Here is a 17,316-nt window from a genome sequence, read left to right as displayed (position 1 = left end):
GGCCGGATCATGACTCAATCCATCAGCAAGCTGCTGGTTGCCAACCGCGGCGAGATCGCCGTGCGCATCCTGCGTGCCGCCAAGGCCCTGGGGATTCCCACCGTGGCCGCCTGCAGCGAGGCGGACGCCGACTCCATGGCCGCACGGATCGCCGACGAGGTGCAGATCATCGGCCCGGCCCGGGCCGACAAAAGCTACCTGAATGTCCAGGCGCTGCTCGGCGCCCTCCAGGCCAGCGGTGCCAATGCGGTACACCCCGGCTACGGCTTTCTTTCGGAGAACGCCGACTTCGCCCAAGCGGTGGTCGATGCCGGGGCGATCTTCGTCGGCCCCAGTGCCGAGACCATCCGCCGCATGGGCGACAAGGCCGAAGCCCGGCGTACCGCGCAGGCTGCGGGCGTGCCGGTAGTGCCGGGGTCTGCCGGTGAGCTGTTCGATCTTGCCGCGGCGCTCGACGCTGCCGAGGCCGTGGGTTTTCCACTGCTGATCAAGGCCAGCGCCGGCGGTGGCGGACGAGGGATTCGCCTGGCCGAGAATGCGGCGCAGTTGGCCGAGGAGTTTCCCCGGGCCCAGCGTGAAGCCCAGACCGCCTTCGGCAATGGGGCGGTCTACCTGGAGCGCTTTATTGGCCGGGCCCGGCATATCGAGGTCCAGGTCCTGGGGGACGGCAAGCATGCGGTGCACCTGTTCGAGCGCGAGTGTTCGCTGCAACGGCGGCGGCAGAAGATCTTCGAGGAAGCGCCATCGCCGGTGCTCGACAGCGTCCAGCGCGAACAACTCTGCAGCAGCGCCGTGCGCCTGGCCGAGGCCCTGGGCTACCAGGGCGCCGGCACCCTGGAATACCTGTATGACGACAGCACCGGCGAGTTTTTCTTCATCGAGATGAACACGCGGATCCAGGTCGAGCATCCGATCAGTGAACTGATCACCGGCATCGACCTGGTCCAGGCCATGCTGCGCATTGCCGGGGGCGAGCCCCTGGGCCTGCGCCAGAGCGATATCCAGCTCAATGGCGCGGCCTTGCAGATGCGCTTGAACGCCGAGGACCCGACGCGCGACTTCTTTCCCAGCCCGGGCACCGTCGAGCAGTTGGTCTGGCCGCAAGGGGCTGGGGTACGGGTCGATAGTCACCTGTACCCGGGATATTCTGTGCCGCCTTACTACGACTCGCTGCTGGCCAAGTTGATCGTGCACGGCCGTGATCGTGGCGAGGCGTTGGCCCGGGCGCGAATTGCCGTGGAGCACACCACCCTGACCGGCATGGCCAGTACCTTGCCCTTGCACCGCGAGCTGTTGGCCGAACCCTGGCTGCAACGGGCCGACTTCCATACGGGAACCCTGGAAACCTGGCTGGCCGAGCGCCGCGCCGGAGGTGACGCATGAGCCAGCCGATTCGCTACAGCTTTGGTGCCGACGAGCATCTGTTTGCCGAGGTCAGCGACAGCATGTCGCTGCAGGCCTTCTTCAAGGGCATGGCGGTGACCCGCGCCGTGGAGCGCCTGGAACTGGACGGGGTGCTGGACATCTGCCTGGCCAATGCCTCGTTCCAGATCCGTTTCGACCCTGACCGCATCGCTCCACAGGACCTGCTGGAGGCGGTGCAGCAGGCAGAAGCGGGGGCGGTGGCCGAACGCAGCCTGCACACCCGGATCATCGAGATCCCGGTGCTCTATAACGATCCCTGGACCCATGAGACCCTGATGCGTTTTCGCGATCGCCATCAGGACCCCAGCGCCACTGACCTGGAGTACGCGGCCCGGATCAACGGCCTGGCCGACGTCGAGGCGTTCATCGCTGCCCACAGTGGCGCGCCCTGGTTCGTCTCGATGGTGGGGTTTGTCGCCGGCCTGCCGTTCATGTTCCAGATGGTCGAGCGTGAGCGCCAGTTGCAGGTGCCCAAGTACCTGCGGCCACGCACCGACACCCCCAAGCTGACCCTGGGCCATGGCGGCTGCTTCGGCTGCATCTACTCGGTGCGTGGCGCCGGTGGCTACCAGATGTTCGGCGTCACTCCGGCACCGATCTACGACCCGCAGCAGCAACTGGCCTACCTCAAGGCGCACATGGTGTTCTTCCGCCCGGGCGATATCGTGCAGTTCAAGCCCATCGACCGCCAGGCCTATGACCAGGCGGTGGCCGAGGTCGAGGCCGGGCATTTCGACCTGCGCATCCGCGAGGTGGAGTTTTCCCTGGATGCCTTTCTTGCCGACCCGGTCGGCTATCCCAAGTCGTTGCAGGAGGTGCTGGCATGATCAAGGTCATCAAACCCGGCCTGGCCACCTCGGTGCAGGACCTGGGCCGCGAAGGTTTCTATCACCTGGGCATTCCGCCGTCCGGGGCCCTGGACCAGTACGCCCTGAGCGCCGCCAATCAGTTGGTGGGCAACCCGGCCGGGGCTGCGGGGCTGGAGTGCACCCTGCTCGGGCCGGAGCTTGCATTCACCCGGGACGCCCTGGTGGCGGTCTGCGGGGCCCACATGACGCCCAAGCTCGACGGCGTCGACCAGCACCTGGATACCGCGTTCGCGGTGAAGGCCGGGCAGGTGCTGCGCTTCGACTTTCCCAAGGCCGGTGCCCGGGCCTACCTGGCCGTGGCCGGTGGCATCGACGTGCCGTTGGTCCTGGGCAGCCGGTCTACCTACGCCCTGGGCGCCCTGGGGGGATTCCAGGGCCGGCGGCTGGTGGCCGGCGACGAGTTGCCGGTGGGTGCCGACAGTGGCAAGGGCCGCGCCGGCGCCAGCCTGCCCATGGCCCTGCGTCAGACCCTGGGCGGCGAAATCAGCCTGCGGGTGGTGCCCGGCCTGTACTACGAGCGCCTGAGCGAAGCGGCCAAGCTCAGCTTCTTTGCCGAGCCCTGGACCGTAGGCTCGGAGGCGGACCGCATCGGCTATCGCTTCAAGGGCGGCAGCGCCCTGGGCTTCCAGCCCCGGGAACAGCCGTTTGGCGCCGGTTCCGATCCGTCGAACATTGTCGACAGCTGCTACCCCATCGGCTCGATCCAGGTGCCGGCCGGGCTGGAGCCCATTGTCCTGCACCGGGATGCGGTGTCCGGTGGTGGCTACGCGATGATCGGCACGGTGATCAGTGCCGACCTCGACCTGATCGGCCAGATGCAACCCAACCAGAAGGCCCGCTTCATTGCGGTGACCCTCGAAGAAGCGCTGGAAGCCCGGCGCTCCTATAAGAAGAAACTGGGCTGCCTGAGCAAGCTGCTCTCTTCCTGATTCTGCCCGCCGCATCGCGCGGGCCCTGCCAAACGGCAAGCCAACGCCGCACCTCGGTGCGGTGGCGGCTGCCCGCGCTTCAACCTATGACTGGTTCTGGAGTTCACGCATATGGCAGCTTTATCGCAATCGCAGCAAACCGGCCAGGCCCCGGCCAGCGTCGCCGTTCCCAGCGCCGCGCGCATGGGCCGGCTGTCCCTGACCATGGCCTGGTGGGCGGTGTGCAGCGCGATGTTCTACATCGTCGTCGGTGCTTCCCTGGCCCTGTCCTACGGCGCCCGCAATGCCCTGATCGGCATGCTGCTGTCAGTGCTCAGCTACGGTCTGGTGAACAGCGTGCTGAGCCGCTTCGCCATGCGCAGCGGGTTGTCGGTGGCGCTGTTTTCGCGGCTGCTGTTTGGTAGCACCGGGGCCTGCCTGGCGACCCTGATCTTCTTCTCCACGGCGATCTACTACGCAGTGTTCGAAGGCTCGGTGATCGCCGTGGCGCTCAACCATCTGTACCCGCAATTGCTCTATCCACTGGCGGCGCTGCTGGTGGTGCTGTACAGCGTGCCGCTGATCCTGGGCAGCGTGCAGCACTGGCTGGACAAGCTCAACGGCGTGCTGCTGCCGGTGTACCTGGGCGGCCTGCTGTTTGCCGTGGGCCTGTCCATCGCGCGTTATGGCTATCAGCCGCAGTGGCTGGATTTCGGCCCGGCGAGCCCCAGAGCCTGGGGATGGTGGGACTGCTTCGTGGCGTACATGGGGGTGTGGATCCTGATGCTGTTCACCTTCGACTACGCGCGTTTCGGCAAGCCCGAGGATGCGGCCTACCACGGTCGCTGGAATTTCGGCATGCCGTTCTATGCCGTGACCTTCCTGCTCAACGGCGCGGCGGGCATCTACCTGGTCAGCAGCATTCCCCATGAAGGGGCGTTGAACGAGGTCTCGGTGGTGATGGCCATCCTGCAGTTGATGGGGCTGTGGGGGCTGCTGTTCGTCTGGGCCACGCAGACCCGGATCAACACCGCCAACTACTACCTGGCGACCCTGAACATGCAGGCGTTCTTCAGCCGCTTCGGGATTCGCGGCTCGTACCTGATGTGGGCGGTGGCGGTGGGGATCATCGTCTACGGCCTGATGCTGGCGGATGTGTTTGCCTACCTGCTCAAGGCCCTGGCCTACCAGGGGATCTTCGTGGTCGCCTGGGTCGGCGTGGCCCTGGCGCAGATCCTCCTGGGGCGCACCCGGAGCGATGGGATCGAAGGCGCCCCGGCGTTCAATCCGGTGGGGCTGACGGCCTGGTTCGGCGGCACTGCCCTGGGTCTGCTGCTGATGTGGGCCGGGGGCGGCCTGGCGAGTTTTTCCGCACCGCTGACCGGGCTCCTGGCGTTTGCCTTGCAGGCCGGATTGTCCAGCGGCCTTCGCGCCGGGCTGCCGGAGTCGACCTGAGCCGAGGGTGGCAGAGGGGCGGGGCAGGATGGCCCTGCTGCGCTGCCAAGCGTTGGTGCCGAGGTAGGGGGCGGATGGAGGCGCCGGCCTGGGCCGTGCCATCGAGGGTCTTTCCAGGCCCTCGATGGCCACCTGGCGATCAGAACAGTTGGGTGAACAGCCAGTACAGGCTGCCCGACAGCAGGATCGCCGCCGGCAGGGTCAGCACCCAGGCCATGGCCAGGTTGCGGATGGTGCGCATCTGCAAGCCGCCGCCGTTGGCCACCATGGTCCCGGCCACCCCTGACGACAAGACGTGGGTGGTCGATACCGGCAGGCCGAACATGTCGGCGGCGCCAATGGTCAGCATCGCCACGGTTTCCGCCGATGCGCCCTGGGCATAGGTCAGGTGGGTCTTACCGATCTTTTCACCGACGGTCACCACAATGCGTTTCCAGCCGACCATGGTGCCCAGGCCGAGGGCGATGGCCACGGCGATCTTCACCCACAGCGGGATGAAGCGCGTGGCGTTGTCGATCTGTTGCTTGAACAGCTGCAGCTTGTCTTGGGTGTCCTGGTCGAAACGGCCGACCTGGCCCTTGTCCATCAGGCGGATGGTTTCGCTGGTCAGGTACATGTCGTTGCGCACGTTGCCCATGGCTTCGGCGGGAACCTTGGACAGTGAGCCGTAGCCTTTCACTTCAGTGCCGATGGAGCCGGTCAGGGCGGCCAGTGCCGGAATCAGCAGCGGTGTCGCCTCCTTGCTGCGCACGTACTCCGAGAGCACCGGGCGCGGGTCGGCCGGGGCCGGTTGCGGGGCGTATTTCACCAGCGCCTGCTGGGTGACTTCAGCCACGGCGGCGAACTGCAGCGCCTGGTCGGCGGGCATGGTGCGGTTCAGGGCATAGGCCATGGGCAGGGTGCCCACCAGGATCAGCATGATCAGGCCCATGCCTTTCTGGCCGTCGTTGGAACCGTGGGCGAAAGACACCCCGGTGCAGGTCAGGATCAGCAGGCCGCGAATCCACCACGGCGGCGGGGCATCACCCTTGGGCGCCTTGTACAGTGCGCGGTTCTTGACGAACAGGCGCAGGGCCAACAGCAGCAGGGCGGCGAACACGAAACCGATCACTGGCGAGAACAGCAGGGCGTAGCCGACCTTGGTCGCCTGGCTCCAGTCCACGCCGCTGGTGCCGTCGCGCCCGTGCATCAGCGCATTGGCCACGCCGACGCCGATGATCGAGCCGATCAGGGTGTGGGAAGACGAGGCGGGCAGGCCCAGCCACCAGGTGCCGAGGTTCCACAGGATGGCCGCGATCAGCAGGGCGAAGATCATCGCGAAACCGGCTGAGGAGCCGACCTGCAGGATCAGCTCCACCGGCAGCAGGGCGATGATGCCGAAGGCCACCGCGCCGCTGGACAGCAGCACCCCGAGGAAATTGAACAGGCCGGACCAGACCACGGCGAACTGGGGCGGCAGCGAATGGGTGTAGATCACCGTGGCCACGGCGTTGGCGGTGTCGTGGAAACCGTTGACGAACTCGAAGCCCAGGGCGATCAGCAAGGCCACCCCCAGCAGCAGGAAGGGGGTCCAGGTGGTGACCGTGGTGCCCAGCTCGTGCATGTCGTGCACCAGGCTGTAGGCGGTGAATAGCAGGCCCATGGCCAATACCGCGAAGAACATCACCAGGGTGAAGGGGCCGGGTTTTTTATCCAGCTGCGGTTTGGCGTCGAGGTTGGGGGAGGTGGCAGTCAGGGAAGGGGTGGCCATTGCTGGACAATCCTGTTGCTGGAAGGAGTGTCGCCCATGATCGTTGCCAATTGTTACAAGGAGACTGCCTCAAGTCATGGTTTGCGCGATTGAGTGGCTCCGTTGATCCGTTCGCGCCCGCCGCCATCATTGCGGCCATCGCAATCACCGCAATCACCGCAATCATCGCGTAGGAGCCGGCTTGCCGGCGAAGAGGCCCTTGAGTCTTGCATCGCCTGGACGGGCGCCTTCGCTGGCAAGCCAGCTCCTACAGCGGGCGTTTCAGTAGTCCTGACGCTTGCGGAAGGCCCAGCGCCCGGCGATCACGGTGAAGGTGGCCACCAGCGCCACAAGGATCCAGAAGCCTTCCGGGTCGCCGGAAAAGGGAATGCCGCCGACGTTCATGCCGAAGAAGCCGGCGATGATGTTGATCGGCAGCGCCAGCACCGTGACCACGGTCAGGGTGAACAGGGTGCGGTTGGTCTGCTCATTGACGTTGGCGGCGATTTCTTCCTGCAGCAGCTTGATCCGCTCCCCCAGCACCGTGAGGTCGTTGATGATCAGGGCGAACTCCTCGGTGGACTTGCGCAGCTCCTTGACGTCTTCTTTCTGCAGCCATTGCGGCGGACGGTTGAGCAGGCGCAGCAGGGAGCCCGGCTCCAGGGCCAGCAGCCGTTGCAGGCGCACCAGCACCCGGCGCATGGCCCCCAGTTCGGCACGGTTGGTGGATACCCGGGCGGCCAGCAACTGGTCTTCGATCTGGTCGACACTGAGGCTGGTCCTGCGCACGATCTGGGTCAGCACCTCGCCCTGGTCGCGCAGCAGGTGCACCAGCAATTCCAGGGGCGAGCGAAAGCGCTCGCCGGCCTTGACCGAGGAGCGCAGCTTGTCCACCGAGTGCAGGGGCTGCAGGCGGGCACTGACGATCAGGCGGCTGCGGACGCAGACCCACAGGGTGGAGATGTCCGAGGAGACCATGCTGCTGAAGTTGAACACCACGTCGTTGACCACTGCCAGCAGGGCCGCGTCCACGTGTTCGATGCGGGTCGAGCGCGAGCCTTCGTGCAGCGCCTCGAAAAACTCCTCGGGCAGTTGCAGGTGCGCCTTCATCCAGCGTTCGCAGGCCGCGTGGGCCAGGTTCAGGTGCAGCCAGAGAAACTCACCGTTGTCTTCGGGTTGCTGCAGGGCTTGCAGGGCCTTGGCGGAATCCAGTTCGCGGCCGCGTTCGCCGGGGCGAAAGCTGAAGCCGTAGAGCAGGCCGAACAGGTCGGCGTCACGGTGACTCTGGTCGATGCTGTGGTTCATGGGGTCTCGCCGGAGGGGGCAGTGCCTGGCGCGGGTTTCACAGGTTCACTTGTGCCCCATCATGGCAAGGCTTTTTGACAGTTTTGTGACGTTTCAAAGTGCACAATCCGCCGTGATATACCGACGGTCGGCGGCGCTAAAGATTGTCTGGCCAAAGCCGATCACGCTCACATGCAATACGCATTCGACCTTCTTCGAATGCACCTGACAGGGAAGTCCGGACCTACGCATGCCCCCAGCGGGCCTGCTCTATCCCTGCCATGAGATCCCCTCGATGTTCTTGCAAAAATCCCTGAGAGCGCAAGTCCTTGCCCTGCTGAGCGGTAGCCTGCTGGCGATGCTGTTGATCGCCCTGGCGAGCTTTCATCTGCTGTCTGGCGGCGTGCAGAATTACCGCGAATTGATCGAAGGCCCGCTGCACAGTTCGCAGTTGATCGATGAAGCCAACCTGCAGTTCAAGAGCCAGGTTCAGGAATGGAAAAACGTCCTGTTGCGCGGCAAGCAGCCCCAGGAAATGAACAAGTACTGGCAGCAGTTCGAGGACCGTCAGCGGGATGTGCAGAACATCCTCGGGCAGTTGGCCCAGACCCCGGGACTGGACAGCACGCTCAAGAGCCGGGTCCAGCGCCTGGCCGAAGAGCACCGCTTGCTCGGCGCTTCCTACCAGAAGGGGCGTGACGCCTACGTGGCGGCGGGCGCCGACCCGAGTGCCGGGGATGGGGCGGTCAAGGGCGTGGACCGGGCCACCAGCGAACAGATGAGCGAGCTGGTCAGCGAGTTGCGCAAGCACGGCGACCAGCAATCCTTGCAGATCAGCGCAGCGGCCGATCGCACCGTCTGGCTGGGGATTCTGGTCATGCTCGGATCCGGTCTGCTGATCGGCCTGCTCAGCCTGTGGCTGGTCAACCGCAGCCTGGTGCAGCCGATCCGCCAGTTGATCGACTATGTCGCCCAGCTCAGCCGTGGCCAGTTTGCCCAGCGGGTCGCCAGCGAGCGCCAGGATGAACTGGGCAAGCTGGCGATGGCCGCCAATACCCTGCGTGATTTCCTGGCCCAGACCTTCAGCAGCCTGCAGCGCAGCGCGTCGGACCTGGACAGCTCCAGCGGTGAGCTCAACGCCATCGCCACCTTGATGTCCCAGGGCACCAACGAACAGTTCAGCCGCACCGACCAGGTGGCCACGGCGATGAACGAGATGTCCGCCACCGCCCAGGAAGTGGCCCGCCACGCCGCCGATGCTGCCCGCGCCGCGGATGATGCCGACCAGTCGGCCCAGCAGGGCGAGCAGGTGATGCAGAGCACCATCCACAGCATTACCCAGATGCGCGGCGAGATCGCCAACACCGCCACGGTGATCCGTCGCCTGGAAACCGACAGCGGACGCATCGGCAAGGTCCTGGAAGTGATCCAGGGGATCGCCGAGCAGACCAACCTGCTGGCGCTCAACGCGGCCATCGAAGCGGCCCGGGCCGGTGAAGCCGGGCGCGGCTTTGCCGTGGTCGCCGATGAAGTGCGCAGCCTCGCGCAACGCACAGCCGCTTCCATTATCGAGATCAACCAGATCATCCAGAGCGTGCAGACCGGCGCCGTGGATGCGGCCCAGGCGATTGAAAGCGGCCAGTCCCGCAGCGAGCAGAGCGTGCAGCAGGTGACCGAGGCCGGGGCCATGCTGGAGCGCATCACCGAAGCGGTGGAAGCGATCCGTGACATGAACCGTCAGATCGCCACCGCCGCCGAAGAGCAGACGTCGGTGGCCGAGGACATTTCGCGCAACCTCACCGAGATCACCACCATCGCCAGTACCAACATGGACAACGTCCAGCGCACCGAGGCGGCAAGCCGTAACCTGCATGGTCTGTCGGGGCAGTTGAACGAGGTCACCTCACGCCTGAGTGCCTGAGGCTGCCGAGTCGGTATCAGCTGGCTTACCAGGCTGATACAGGATCACTCTCAAGTGGCCCTGGTGGGTGTCGATGACCGGGTATCTTCCCGTCATCAGGACACCCATCATGGTCAGCATCAGTTCCCTCTCGATCAACCAGGCCCAGGTCAGTTCGAGCAAGACCCGCATCGGCGACAGCCAGGACAGTGTGGCCGGCGAGACCACCGCGCCGCCCTCCAGTGCCGCTTCCAGCGATTCCACCAAGGCCCCGGCTGCCGGTGGTGCGGCTGCGGGCGAGAGTTCCGGCAGCGATGATTCCAGCAGCGATACGGTGAAAGCGCTGCGCAAGCAGATCGCCGAGCTGCAAAAGCAGTTGCAGGAGCAACAGCAGCAGTTGCAGGCGGCGCAAGCCAAGCAGGAAAGTGCCGATGCCAAGGCTGCGCAAGTGGCCGCCGCCCAGGCTCAGGTGGCCAGCACCAGTGCTTCGTTGCAAACGGCCACCGCGGCCTTGCTCCAGGCCTTGCAGGACTCCAACGGCAGCGCCGCGGGATCGCTGGTCAGCACCACGGCTTAAGCCGCCGGGCCCAGGGGCAGGCTGAAGCTGAACACCGTGCCTTGCTGCGGGTTGGAGATCACTTGCAGTTGCCCGCCATGGGCGCTGGCAATCTGTTGGGCGATGTACAGCCCCAGGCCGAGCCCGGCCTGGGGCGTATCGCTGGCCGGGCGCGAGTAGGGCTGGAACAGCTGGGGCAGGATGTGCCCGGGGATCAAGCCCTGGTTTTTCACCCGCAGCACGAAGTGTTCGGGCTGTTGTTGCGCCTCGACCTCCACCACGCCATCCGCGGTGCCATGGCTGATGGCGTTGGTCACCAGGTTGGAGAGCAATTGGGCGAGGCGCTGGTGATCGCAGCGAATGCCTTGCAGCTTGTCGATCCGGCACTGGATGGAGCGCTGCGGGTGCACGTTCTGCACTTCGGCGATCACATGGCGCAGCACCGGTTCCAGGTCGGGACAGGGCGCCAGGTCCAGGGCAATGCCCGGGCCCAGTCGGCCTCGGGCAAAGTCCAGCACGTCTTCCACCAAGCGCGAGGCGCGGTTGCTGCAGGTCAGGATGTGCCGGACCAGCGGCTCGGTGTCGGGACTTGGGTACTTGCGCAACAGGCGCTCGGCGCCCACCTGGATGGCAAACAGCGGGTTGCGCAGGTCATGGCCGAGCACGGCGATGAACTGTTCGCGCAATTGCCCGGTATGCCGTTCCTGCTGCAGGTCCGCCTCGGTCTGTTGCAGGTTTTCCTCGGCCTCGATCTGCAGGGCCAGCACCCGGGCAAAGGCTTCCATGGTGCTCTGGATGGCACTGGCCTTGAGCGCCGCCGGGCTGGGGTCGAGGGCACAGATGGTGCCGAAGAAACGTCCGTCGGTGCGAAACACCGGAACCGAGATGTAGCTTTCGAAGCGATACAGGCGTGGAGTGTGATGGTCGCGATAGAGCGGGTCGTCGCTGGCCTTGTCGATCACTACCGACACATGGGCGGCACGAATTTCGTGGCACAGGGTGGTCACCACATCCAGTTCGCCGCCGACCTTGAGGCCGAAGTCCAGCTGATCGAGCACGGCGCAGGCGTGCCAGGACGTTTCGGTGACCCGGGCCACCGCGGCAAAGCGCAGGCCGGTCATTTCGCGGATGACCTGAAGCATCGCCGGAACTGCACTGATCCGGCCAATGGTGGCGATGTCGGCTGCTAGAAGGTCCATGTCAGTCTCTGCCTTGGCAGTCGACGCCCTGGCGCGTCGACTGCCGGAGATTCTAACGAGCCGGGGGCCTCTCGGGGGCAGATACCTGCGGCGGATGGAAAATTTGTTGCCGGCGACGGTTTTCCTGCCCCCACGAAAAGGCCGCGCCCCCTGGAAAGGGGGCGCGGCCGTGTGTGCCGTGGGGCTTACTTGTCTTGCTTGTTGCTCAGGACCTTGCCGGTCTTGGCGTCCAGGTCCACGTCCCACTCGATGCCTTTGCTGTCACGCAGTTCCACCTGGTAGACGTAGGCGCCGGTGGCGGTCTGCTCCAGCTCGGTGTCGGTGATGTTGGCGGCGGTGGTGCCAGGGTGCTGGGCCAGGGCGGCCTGGTTGAGTTTCTCCAGGTCCATGATGGCACCGGATTTGAGCAGGCCCGGGATCAGGTCCGGGCGGACATCGGCCTGGGCCAGGCCTGCGGTCAGGGTCAGGGCGGCAGCGGCGAACAGAGCGGAGAACTTGGTCATGGGTTGCTTCCTTAGGGTGATGGCTTTCGATGGACACAGGTTAGACGTTGCAACTTAATTCACCCTTAATACAGGTCACGCTTTGCGCCGTTTGTTCAATCCGGGTCCATGGATTGTGTCGCACGCTCTGTTTTCCCTTTAGGAGACAGAGCAAATGAAACGAGTGCTTGGATGGTTGTATGCCCCGGTGTTTTTTGCCGGGTTCATTGGTGCCGGTGTGGGGTTGATGGAGGCCGGGGAGGGGGCTTGGGGCGGGTTGCTGTTGCTGTTCGTGGCGGCGCTGGGGGTGTCGTTCCTGGCGGAATGGAGCCTGCCCTATGAACTCGCCTGGAACCGCCCCCAGGGCGATCGGCTACGGGACATTCTGCATGCCCTGGTCAATGAGAGCCTGAATGCCGTGGGCCTGCTGGCGTTGCCGGGCCTGGTGGCGCTGCTGGCCCACGACGGGCTGTGGCCCCAGGCTTGGCCGCTCTGGGGGCAACTGCTGCTGGCGATCGTGATTGCCGATTGCGGGGTGACCTTGGCCCATTACGCCAGCCATCGCTGGGCCTGGCTCTGGCGCCTGCATGCGGTGCACCACAGCGTGGTGCGCCTGTATGGCTTCAATGGCCTGCTCAAGCATCCGTTGCATCAGTTGCTGGAAGCCTCGGCGGGATTGCTGCCGCTGCTGGTACTGGGCATCCCGTTGCCGGTGGCGCAATTGCTGGCCCTGGCCATCGCCATCCAGTTGCTGCTGCAGCACTCCAATGTCGACATGCGCCTGGGGCCGTTGCGTTATGTGTTTGCCTGGGCGCCGGTGCATCGCTTCCACCACATGAAGTACGGCCGCGCCGGGGACGTGAACTTCGGCCTGTTCTTCAACCTCTGGGACTGGCTGCTGGGGACGGCGTTCTATCGTCACGACTACTCGATCCGCCAGGGCGACCTGGGCATTGGCAGCCGTCCGGACTATCCCGTCGATTACTGGCCGCAGTTGCTGGAGCCGTTCAGGACCCAGCGCTACAAGGCTGAGCCCAAGGTTCCCGAGGCCCTGCGTCGCCCGGTCAATCCAGCAGGCGGGGCCTGAGGGATTTCAGGGCCTGGCTGGCGGTGACACCGAACAGGCTCTTCAAGGTGCGGGAGAAGTGCGCACTGTCGGCGAACCCCGCACCATGGGCCGCTTCGGTTATGGCCCGGCCCTCCAGCAACAGGGCCATGGCCAGGCGCAGGCGCCGCCACAGCACCAGGCGGCGCACGGGCAGGCCGACGTCACGGGCGAACAACCGCTCCAACTGGCTGAGGGAGACATTGGCCTGGGCCGCCAGTTGGGCGGCCGGGACCTTGCCGCCCAGGGCGGCATCCAGTGCCGCCAGCGCCCGGGCAACCCGGCGGTCGGCAAGCGGCTGGCGCGGGCAACGGCGCAGTGCCGCCTCCAGGCCGGGCAATGAGGGCTCGCTGCAGCTGACGCTCCGCTGCAGGCTTGCTGCGTCCATCAGCAGGGGTTCGGCGTAGACCGTGAAGGCCTGGCCTGGCGCCTGGATGATCGCGTGCTGGCGCAGGGCTTCGATCAACAGGTAATGGCCGGTGTGGCGGACGCCGTCGAGTTCCACGGTGACCGGCTGCTCAGGGGCGATGATCAGTTGGTGGGCATAGTGGGCATGGGGCGCGGTGGGCCCCATGGCACCGTGGATCAGGCCGAAGTCATGGCCCAGCCAGAGCTCGCCTTGCCAGTGCACGGCGGGCATTCAGTACCCGCTGGCCTCCAGCAACTGGCCAACGCTGGCGCTGGCCGGGCGCTTGAAGTACTTGAGCAGCTCGGCGCTGCGGTTGGTGAAGATGCCATCGACCCCGGCGTCCATGGCCTTCTTGAAATCCACTGCTTCGTCGAGGGTGTAGACGTGCACCAGCAGGCCCTGATCGTGGGTGTATTGATTCATCCAGGGCTGCACCAGGTCCGCATAGCTCTGCTCGCCGCCTGCGGTGAGTGCTGCGGAAGGGCCGGTGCCGATGGCCCCCTGAGCCTTGGCGAAGTCGACCCAGCGCTTGAACTCGGCCGGGTCCTTGGGTTGCTGCCTGGCATAGAAAGCCGCCTTGTCGGTTTCGCCGCTGCTGGCAAAACTCTGGCCGGAGGCCGGCTCGATACTGCCCGGGGCCACCCACAGCAGCAGGACCTTGGGCACTTTGGGCATTTCCTTGTGCAGCAATTCCAGGCTGTGTTTATCGAAGGTCTGCAGCACCACCTTGCCCTTGCCCTGACCCACCGCCAGCTCGCTTTTCGCCAGGGTGGAACCGGCCGGGCTCAGCCAGCCGCGGTCCTGGAGTTTTTCCTTGAGGTCGTGCTCGATGCCGGGGAACAGCTGGGGCTCCTTGGTCTCGATGTAGAGCCCGGGCTTGTGCTGCGCATTGCCCTGGGCGATGTCGATGATCTCATCCAGGGTGAGGATCTTCAGCCCGGCAAACCCCGGCCGCGCCCGGTCCGGATAGGCCTGGTTGAACCAACTGCCGGCGTCGAGGGTTTTCAGCTCGGCCATGGTGAAGGCCGTGGCCGGGCTGTCCTTGCGCTCGGGGAATTTTTGCGCCACGTCGGTGGTGCGTTGCAGGTTGTTGTCGTGCAGGGCGAAGAGCACACCGTCCTTGCTGCGCTGCAGATCCATCTCCAGGTAGTCGGCTCCCAGGTCCCGGGCCAGGCGATAGGAGGCCGCGGTGGATTCGGGGGCATCGAAGGACGCGCCGCGGTGGGCGATCACCGCCGGCTGCGGAATCCCCTGGCGAGCGGCCAGGGCGTCTGGGTCAGGCTGTTCGGCGGCCTGGGCCAGGCCGCACGCGAGCATCAGGCCGAGCATCAGGGTACAAGGGGTGAAGGTCGCTGGCATGCTCGAGGTCCTTTCGTGGGGGCGGGGGCTAGGAGGTATCTTTTAACAACTCGATGACGCTTGTGCTATCTGCGAAGCGACATAAATCTCTCTCATTTGCAGGTTTGAGGGTTTTTTCCGGCGCTTTGCAGTACTCTTGGGCGCTGCAGTTTCCCCGTCAGAGGGAAGCCTGAAAACACCCCTTTCCTTGCCTCGCGTGTAGACCATCGATCACAAGTCCTGTGGGACCTACAGTGAGGTTTACCATGAGCATCACCTCCGAACTCATCTGCCAGGCTGCCGACCAGCTCAAGGGTTTTGTCGGCTTCAATCGCAAGACCGGCCGCTACATCGTGCGCTTCAGCGAAGACTCCTTCGGCATGGATGTGGCCGATGACGCCATAGTGCCGGCCAATGAATTTGTCTGGGCGCCGGTTTCCGACCAGGCCATGAGCCTCAAGCGCGAGCAGATCCAGTTGCTGCTGGACCAGAACATCGACGACCGGATCAACATCAGCGAACCGCTGCGGGTATACATGCGCCGCAGCGACCTGCCGGAAATCCAGGCCGTGCGCAGCCTGCTGGCGGCGCAGGGCTGAGGGACCGCGGTCCTGAGCGGCTGTTCACGGCCGTTCAGGGCATCTATCAGGATGACCTTCAGTCGCCAAAGCTGTAGGCCCTTTCAACCTTGCTCACCCGGGTATGAAAGTGCTGATACCAGTCGCTACGTCCGCGCTCCCGGATTGCGCGGTGTTCGGCATGCTGCTTCCAGGCAACGATCGCCGCTTCACTGCTCCAGTAGGACACGGTGATACCGAAGCCGTCCGCTCCCCGTGCCGATTCGACCCCGAGAAAACCCGGTTGCTGGCGGGCCAGATCGACCATGTGCTCGGCTGCCTGATCGTAGGCTGGGTCGGCTTTGCGGCGCTGGGAGCTAAAGATCACCGCGTAGTAGGGCGGGGCAGGCGTCTGGCCGATCATTGCTGCACCTCCAGGCAGGCCTGGAGCAAGGCGCTGACCAGGGGCGGCGTGCGCCCTTGCAGGGCGGCACGCTCGGGCTGGAACAAGGTGGCGACGAAGAACGGATGGCCATGCAGCTCTACGGCGCGCAGGTCTCCGGCGCTGTCCCGGCCGCAGGGGCGCAGGGCGCCGCTGAGCAAGGCGCTGGCAAAGTTCGGGTTGACGCCATAGCGGCAGCGATAGCCTTCCTCGATGCTGTGTGTGCCGTAGGCCTGGGCGATCCGGCTGCCGGCGTGCAGTTCAATGCTGTCGCGCTCTTCCACCAGGGCACAGCTTAAGGGGGTCAGCAGCGCGCGCTTGGCATCGGGGGCGGTCTCTCCGTGCTCGGCATCGGCCCAGCCCAGGACATGGCGGGCGTATTCCAGCACCGCGTGCTGGAAGCCGCCACAGGTGCCGAGGAAGGGCCGCTGCCGCTCCCGGGCGATGCGGATGGCCAGCAAGGCACCGTCGATATTGCGGTAGGGGCTGCCGGGGACGCACCAGATGCCGTCGAAGCCTTCGAGCTGTTCGGCGTGAGTCAACTGCTGGGTGGCCAGCCACTGGTATTTCACCTTGGCCCCGATGTCGGCCGCCGCCCGCTCCAGGGCTGGGGGAATCGCCTGGTGCGCGGTGATCTGTGGGGCCTGGTCTCCCACCAGGGCGATGCGAAGGGTTGGTGCGTGCATGGGGCTCTCCGGTGATGGCAATGCCTTGTCGCCTGCCTGGGGCCACTATAGATTGGCGTCTGCGCAATCAATATTGGCGTTTACCCAAGTGATCAATGCACCGCTGCACTATCAGCTGGACTATCCCGACCTGTCGTTGATCCTGGCCTTGGTCCGTGGCGGCTCCCTGGCCCGCGCCGCCGCCCTGCTCAAGGTCGATGTCTCGACGGTGTTTCGCGCAGTGCGCCGACTGGAAGCCGGGCTCGGCCGGCAGTTGTTCGACAAGAGCCGTGCTGGCTACCTGCCCACCAGCCTGGCCCAGGCCCTGGCACTGCAGGCCGAACAGGCGGAGCAGGCCCTTGAGGCGGCGCGCATTGGCGTGGCCCAGGGCGGCGAAGTGATCAGCGGCACGGTGCGCCTGACCTGCACTGACTCGGTGCTGCAAGGCCTGTTGTTGCCGGCCCTGGCGCAGTTCATGCCGAACTACCCGGCCCTGGTCATCGAGCTGTGCACCTCCAACGACTTTGCCAACCTCAACCGGCGCGATGCGGACATCGCCCTGCGTCTGACCGCGTCACCACCGGAACATCTGGTAGGGCGCTGCCTGGGAAAGGTGGCCTATCGAGTCTGTGCCAGCCCGGTCTATCGGCAGCGGGTGGATTGTGCCGATCTGTCACGGGTGGCCTGGGTGGCCCCGGATGACTTTCTCCCCGATCACCCCACCGTGGCCTGGCGCCGTCAGCAATGGCCCGGCGTGCAGCCCAGCTACCGCTGCAACAGCATGCTCTCGGTGAGCGAATTGGTGCGGGCCGGCCTCGGGGTTGCCGCACTGCCGGATTTTCTCATCGGCCAGGGTGGGCTGGAGCCCTTGAGTGAACCGCTGGGGCATGACACCGCCCTGTGGCTGCTGACCCGCCCGGACTGCCGGGCCCTGCGTTCGGTGGTGACGCTGTTCGATGAACTGGCGTGCCATCTGCGCTGGCCCTGAATGCC

At 65.4% G+C, this 17,316-nt stretch carries 17 protein-coding genes; 9 read left to right on the top strand and 8 right to left on the bottom strand.

Going from position 1 to position 17,316, the window contains the following annotated elements; genetic code table 11:
- The first annotated feature begins 9 nt into the window (after window positions 1-9).
- The 4 genes from ACZ5BO_RS26750 to ACZ5BO_RS26735 all read left to right on the top strand — a co-directional run bounded on the left by ACZ5BO_RS26750 (window position 10) and on the right by ACZ5BO_RS26735 (window position 4,657).
- Complete coding sequence (locus ACZ5BO_RS26750; protein ID WP_464697000.1) at window positions 10-1,383, top strand: acetyl-CoA carboxylase biotin carboxylase subunit; 1,374 nt, start codon at window positions 10-12, stop codon at window positions 1,381-1,383.
- Window positions 1,380-2,252 carry a 5-oxoprolinase subunit B family protein gene (locus ACZ5BO_RS26745; protein ID WP_025126909.1) on the top strand — a complete coding sequence of 291 codons (873 nt, stop codon included), beginning with the start codon at window positions 1,380-1,382 and terminating at the stop codon, window positions 2,250-2,252. The genes ACZ5BO_RS26750 and ACZ5BO_RS26745 overlap by 4 nt, the downstream gene beginning before the upstream one ends.
- The gene (locus tag ACZ5BO_RS26740) at window positions 2,249-3,223 is read left to right on the top strand and encodes a 5-oxoprolinase subunit C family protein (protein ID WP_464696999.1); all 975 of its coding nucleotides are present in this window, start codon (window positions 2,249-2,251) and stop codon (window positions 3,221-3,223) included. The genes ACZ5BO_RS26745 and ACZ5BO_RS26740 overlap by 4 nt, the downstream gene beginning before the upstream one ends.
- Before the next feature lie 111 nt (window positions 3,224-3,334).
- Window positions 3,335-4,657 (top strand): purine-cytosine permease family protein, encoded by a 1,323-nt coding sequence (locus tag ACZ5BO_RS26735; protein ID WP_464696998.1) that lies wholly within the window; start codon window positions 3,335-3,337, stop codon window positions 4,655-4,657.
- Between the two features lie 139 nt (window positions 4,658-4,796).
- On the opposite strand, the gene ACZ5BO_RS26730 is transcribed toward ACZ5BO_RS26735, so the two are convergent.
- Complete coding sequence (locus ACZ5BO_RS26730) at window positions 4,797-6,407, bottom strand: inorganic phosphate transporter (RefSeq protein ID WP_025126912.1); 1,611 nt, start codon at window positions 6,405-6,407, stop codon at window positions 4,797-4,799.
- A gap of 261 nt (window positions 6,408-6,668) precedes the next feature.
- The gene (locus tag ACZ5BO_RS26725) at window positions 6,669-7,691 is read right to left on the bottom strand and encodes a transporter (protein WP_025126913.1); all 1,023 of its coding nucleotides are present in this window, start codon (window positions 7,689-7,691) and stop codon (window positions 6,669-6,671) included.
- A gap of 274 nt (window positions 7,692-7,965) precedes the next feature.
- Between ACZ5BO_RS26725 and ACZ5BO_RS26720 the strand changes: the two genes are divergently transcribed.
- Together ACZ5BO_RS26720 and ACZ5BO_RS26715 are read left to right on the top strand one after the other, a co-directional pair.
- A complete protein-coding gene (locus tag ACZ5BO_RS26720; protein ID WP_464696997.1) occupies window positions 7,966-9,591 on the top strand; it encodes a methyl-accepting chemotaxis protein in 1,626 nt (541 codons plus the stop codon).
- A gap of 109 nt (window positions 9,592-9,700) precedes the next feature.
- Entirely contained in the window at window positions 9,701-10,147 is a 447-nt protein-coding gene (locus ACZ5BO_RS26715) for a hypothetical protein (RefSeq protein WP_464696996.1), read from the top strand.
- Here ACZ5BO_RS26715 and ACZ5BO_RS26710 read toward each other — a convergent pair.
- Window positions 10,144-11,325: a GAF domain-containing sensor histidine kinase gene (locus ACZ5BO_RS26710; RefSeq protein ID WP_464696995.1), complete on the bottom strand. Its 1,182-nt coding sequence runs from the start codon at window positions 11,323-11,325 to the stop codon at window positions 10,144-10,146. The two genes, ACZ5BO_RS26715 and ACZ5BO_RS26710, sit on opposite strands and share 4 nt — an antisense overlap.
- Before the next feature lie 185 nt (window positions 11,326-11,510).
- The gene (locus ACZ5BO_RS26705; RefSeq protein WP_025126917.1) at window positions 11,511-11,828 is read right to left on the bottom strand and encodes a PepSY domain-containing protein; all 318 of its coding nucleotides are present in this window, start codon (window positions 11,826-11,828) and stop codon (window positions 11,511-11,513) included.
- A 154-nt stretch (window positions 11,829-11,982) separates the two neighbouring features.
- Between ACZ5BO_RS26705 and ACZ5BO_RS26700 the strand changes: the two genes are divergently transcribed.
- A complete protein-coding gene (locus tag ACZ5BO_RS26700) occupies window positions 11,983-12,894 on the top strand; it encodes a sterol desaturase family protein (protein ID WP_464696994.1) in 912 nt (303 codons plus the stop codon).
- Here the strand turns inward: ACZ5BO_RS26700 and ACZ5BO_RS26695 are convergent.
- Window positions 12,872-13,552 carry a helix-turn-helix transcriptional regulator gene (locus tag ACZ5BO_RS26695; protein WP_025126919.1) on the bottom strand — a complete coding sequence of 227 codons (681 nt, stop codon included), beginning with the start codon at window positions 13,550-13,552 and terminating at the stop codon, window positions 12,872-12,874. The genes ACZ5BO_RS26700 and ACZ5BO_RS26695 overlap by 23 nt on opposite strands.
- Entirely contained in the window at window positions 13,553-14,680 is a 1,128-nt protein-coding gene (locus tag ACZ5BO_RS26690) for a glycerophosphodiester phosphodiesterase (RefSeq protein WP_464696993.1), read from the bottom strand. It lies immediately after the preceding gene.
- A gap of 245 nt (window positions 14,681-14,925) precedes the next feature.
- Here ACZ5BO_RS26690 and ACZ5BO_RS26685 point away from each other — a divergent pair, with 245 nt between their 5' ends.
- Window positions 14,926-15,258: a DUF2025 family protein gene (locus tag ACZ5BO_RS26685; RefSeq protein ID WP_025126921.1), complete on the top strand. Its 333-nt coding sequence runs from the start codon at window positions 14,926-14,928 to the stop codon at window positions 15,256-15,258.
- 58 nt (window positions 15,259-15,316) lie between these two features.
- Here the strand turns inward: ACZ5BO_RS26685 and ACZ5BO_RS26680 are convergent, their stop codons facing one another.
- Together ACZ5BO_RS26680 and ACZ5BO_RS26675 are read right to left on the bottom strand one after the other, a co-directional pair.
- Window positions 15,317-15,640 (bottom strand): antibiotic biosynthesis monooxygenase family protein, encoded by a 324-nt coding sequence (locus tag ACZ5BO_RS26680; protein ID WP_025126922.1) that lies wholly within the window; start codon window positions 15,638-15,640, stop codon window positions 15,317-15,319.
- Entirely contained in the window at window positions 15,637-16,344 is a 708-nt protein-coding gene (locus tag ACZ5BO_RS26675) for a CTP synthase C-terminal region-related (seleno)protein (protein WP_464696992.1), read from the bottom strand. The genes ACZ5BO_RS26680 and ACZ5BO_RS26675 overlap by 4 nt, the downstream gene beginning before the upstream one ends.
- On the opposite strand from ACZ5BO_RS26675, the gene ACZ5BO_RS26670 reads away from it, so the two are divergent.
- Window positions 16,343-17,311: a LysR family transcriptional regulator gene (locus ACZ5BO_RS26670; RefSeq protein ID WP_177330226.1), complete on the top strand. Its 969-nt coding sequence runs from the start codon at window positions 16,343-16,345 to the stop codon at window positions 17,309-17,311. The genes ACZ5BO_RS26675 and ACZ5BO_RS26670 overlap by 2 nt on opposite strands.
- Window positions 17,312-17,316: the final 5 nt, after the last annotated feature.

Source organism: Pseudomonas sp. FFPRI_1 (assembly GCF_055384485.1).
This window is presented reverse-complemented; position numbering and strand designations above follow the sequence as displayed.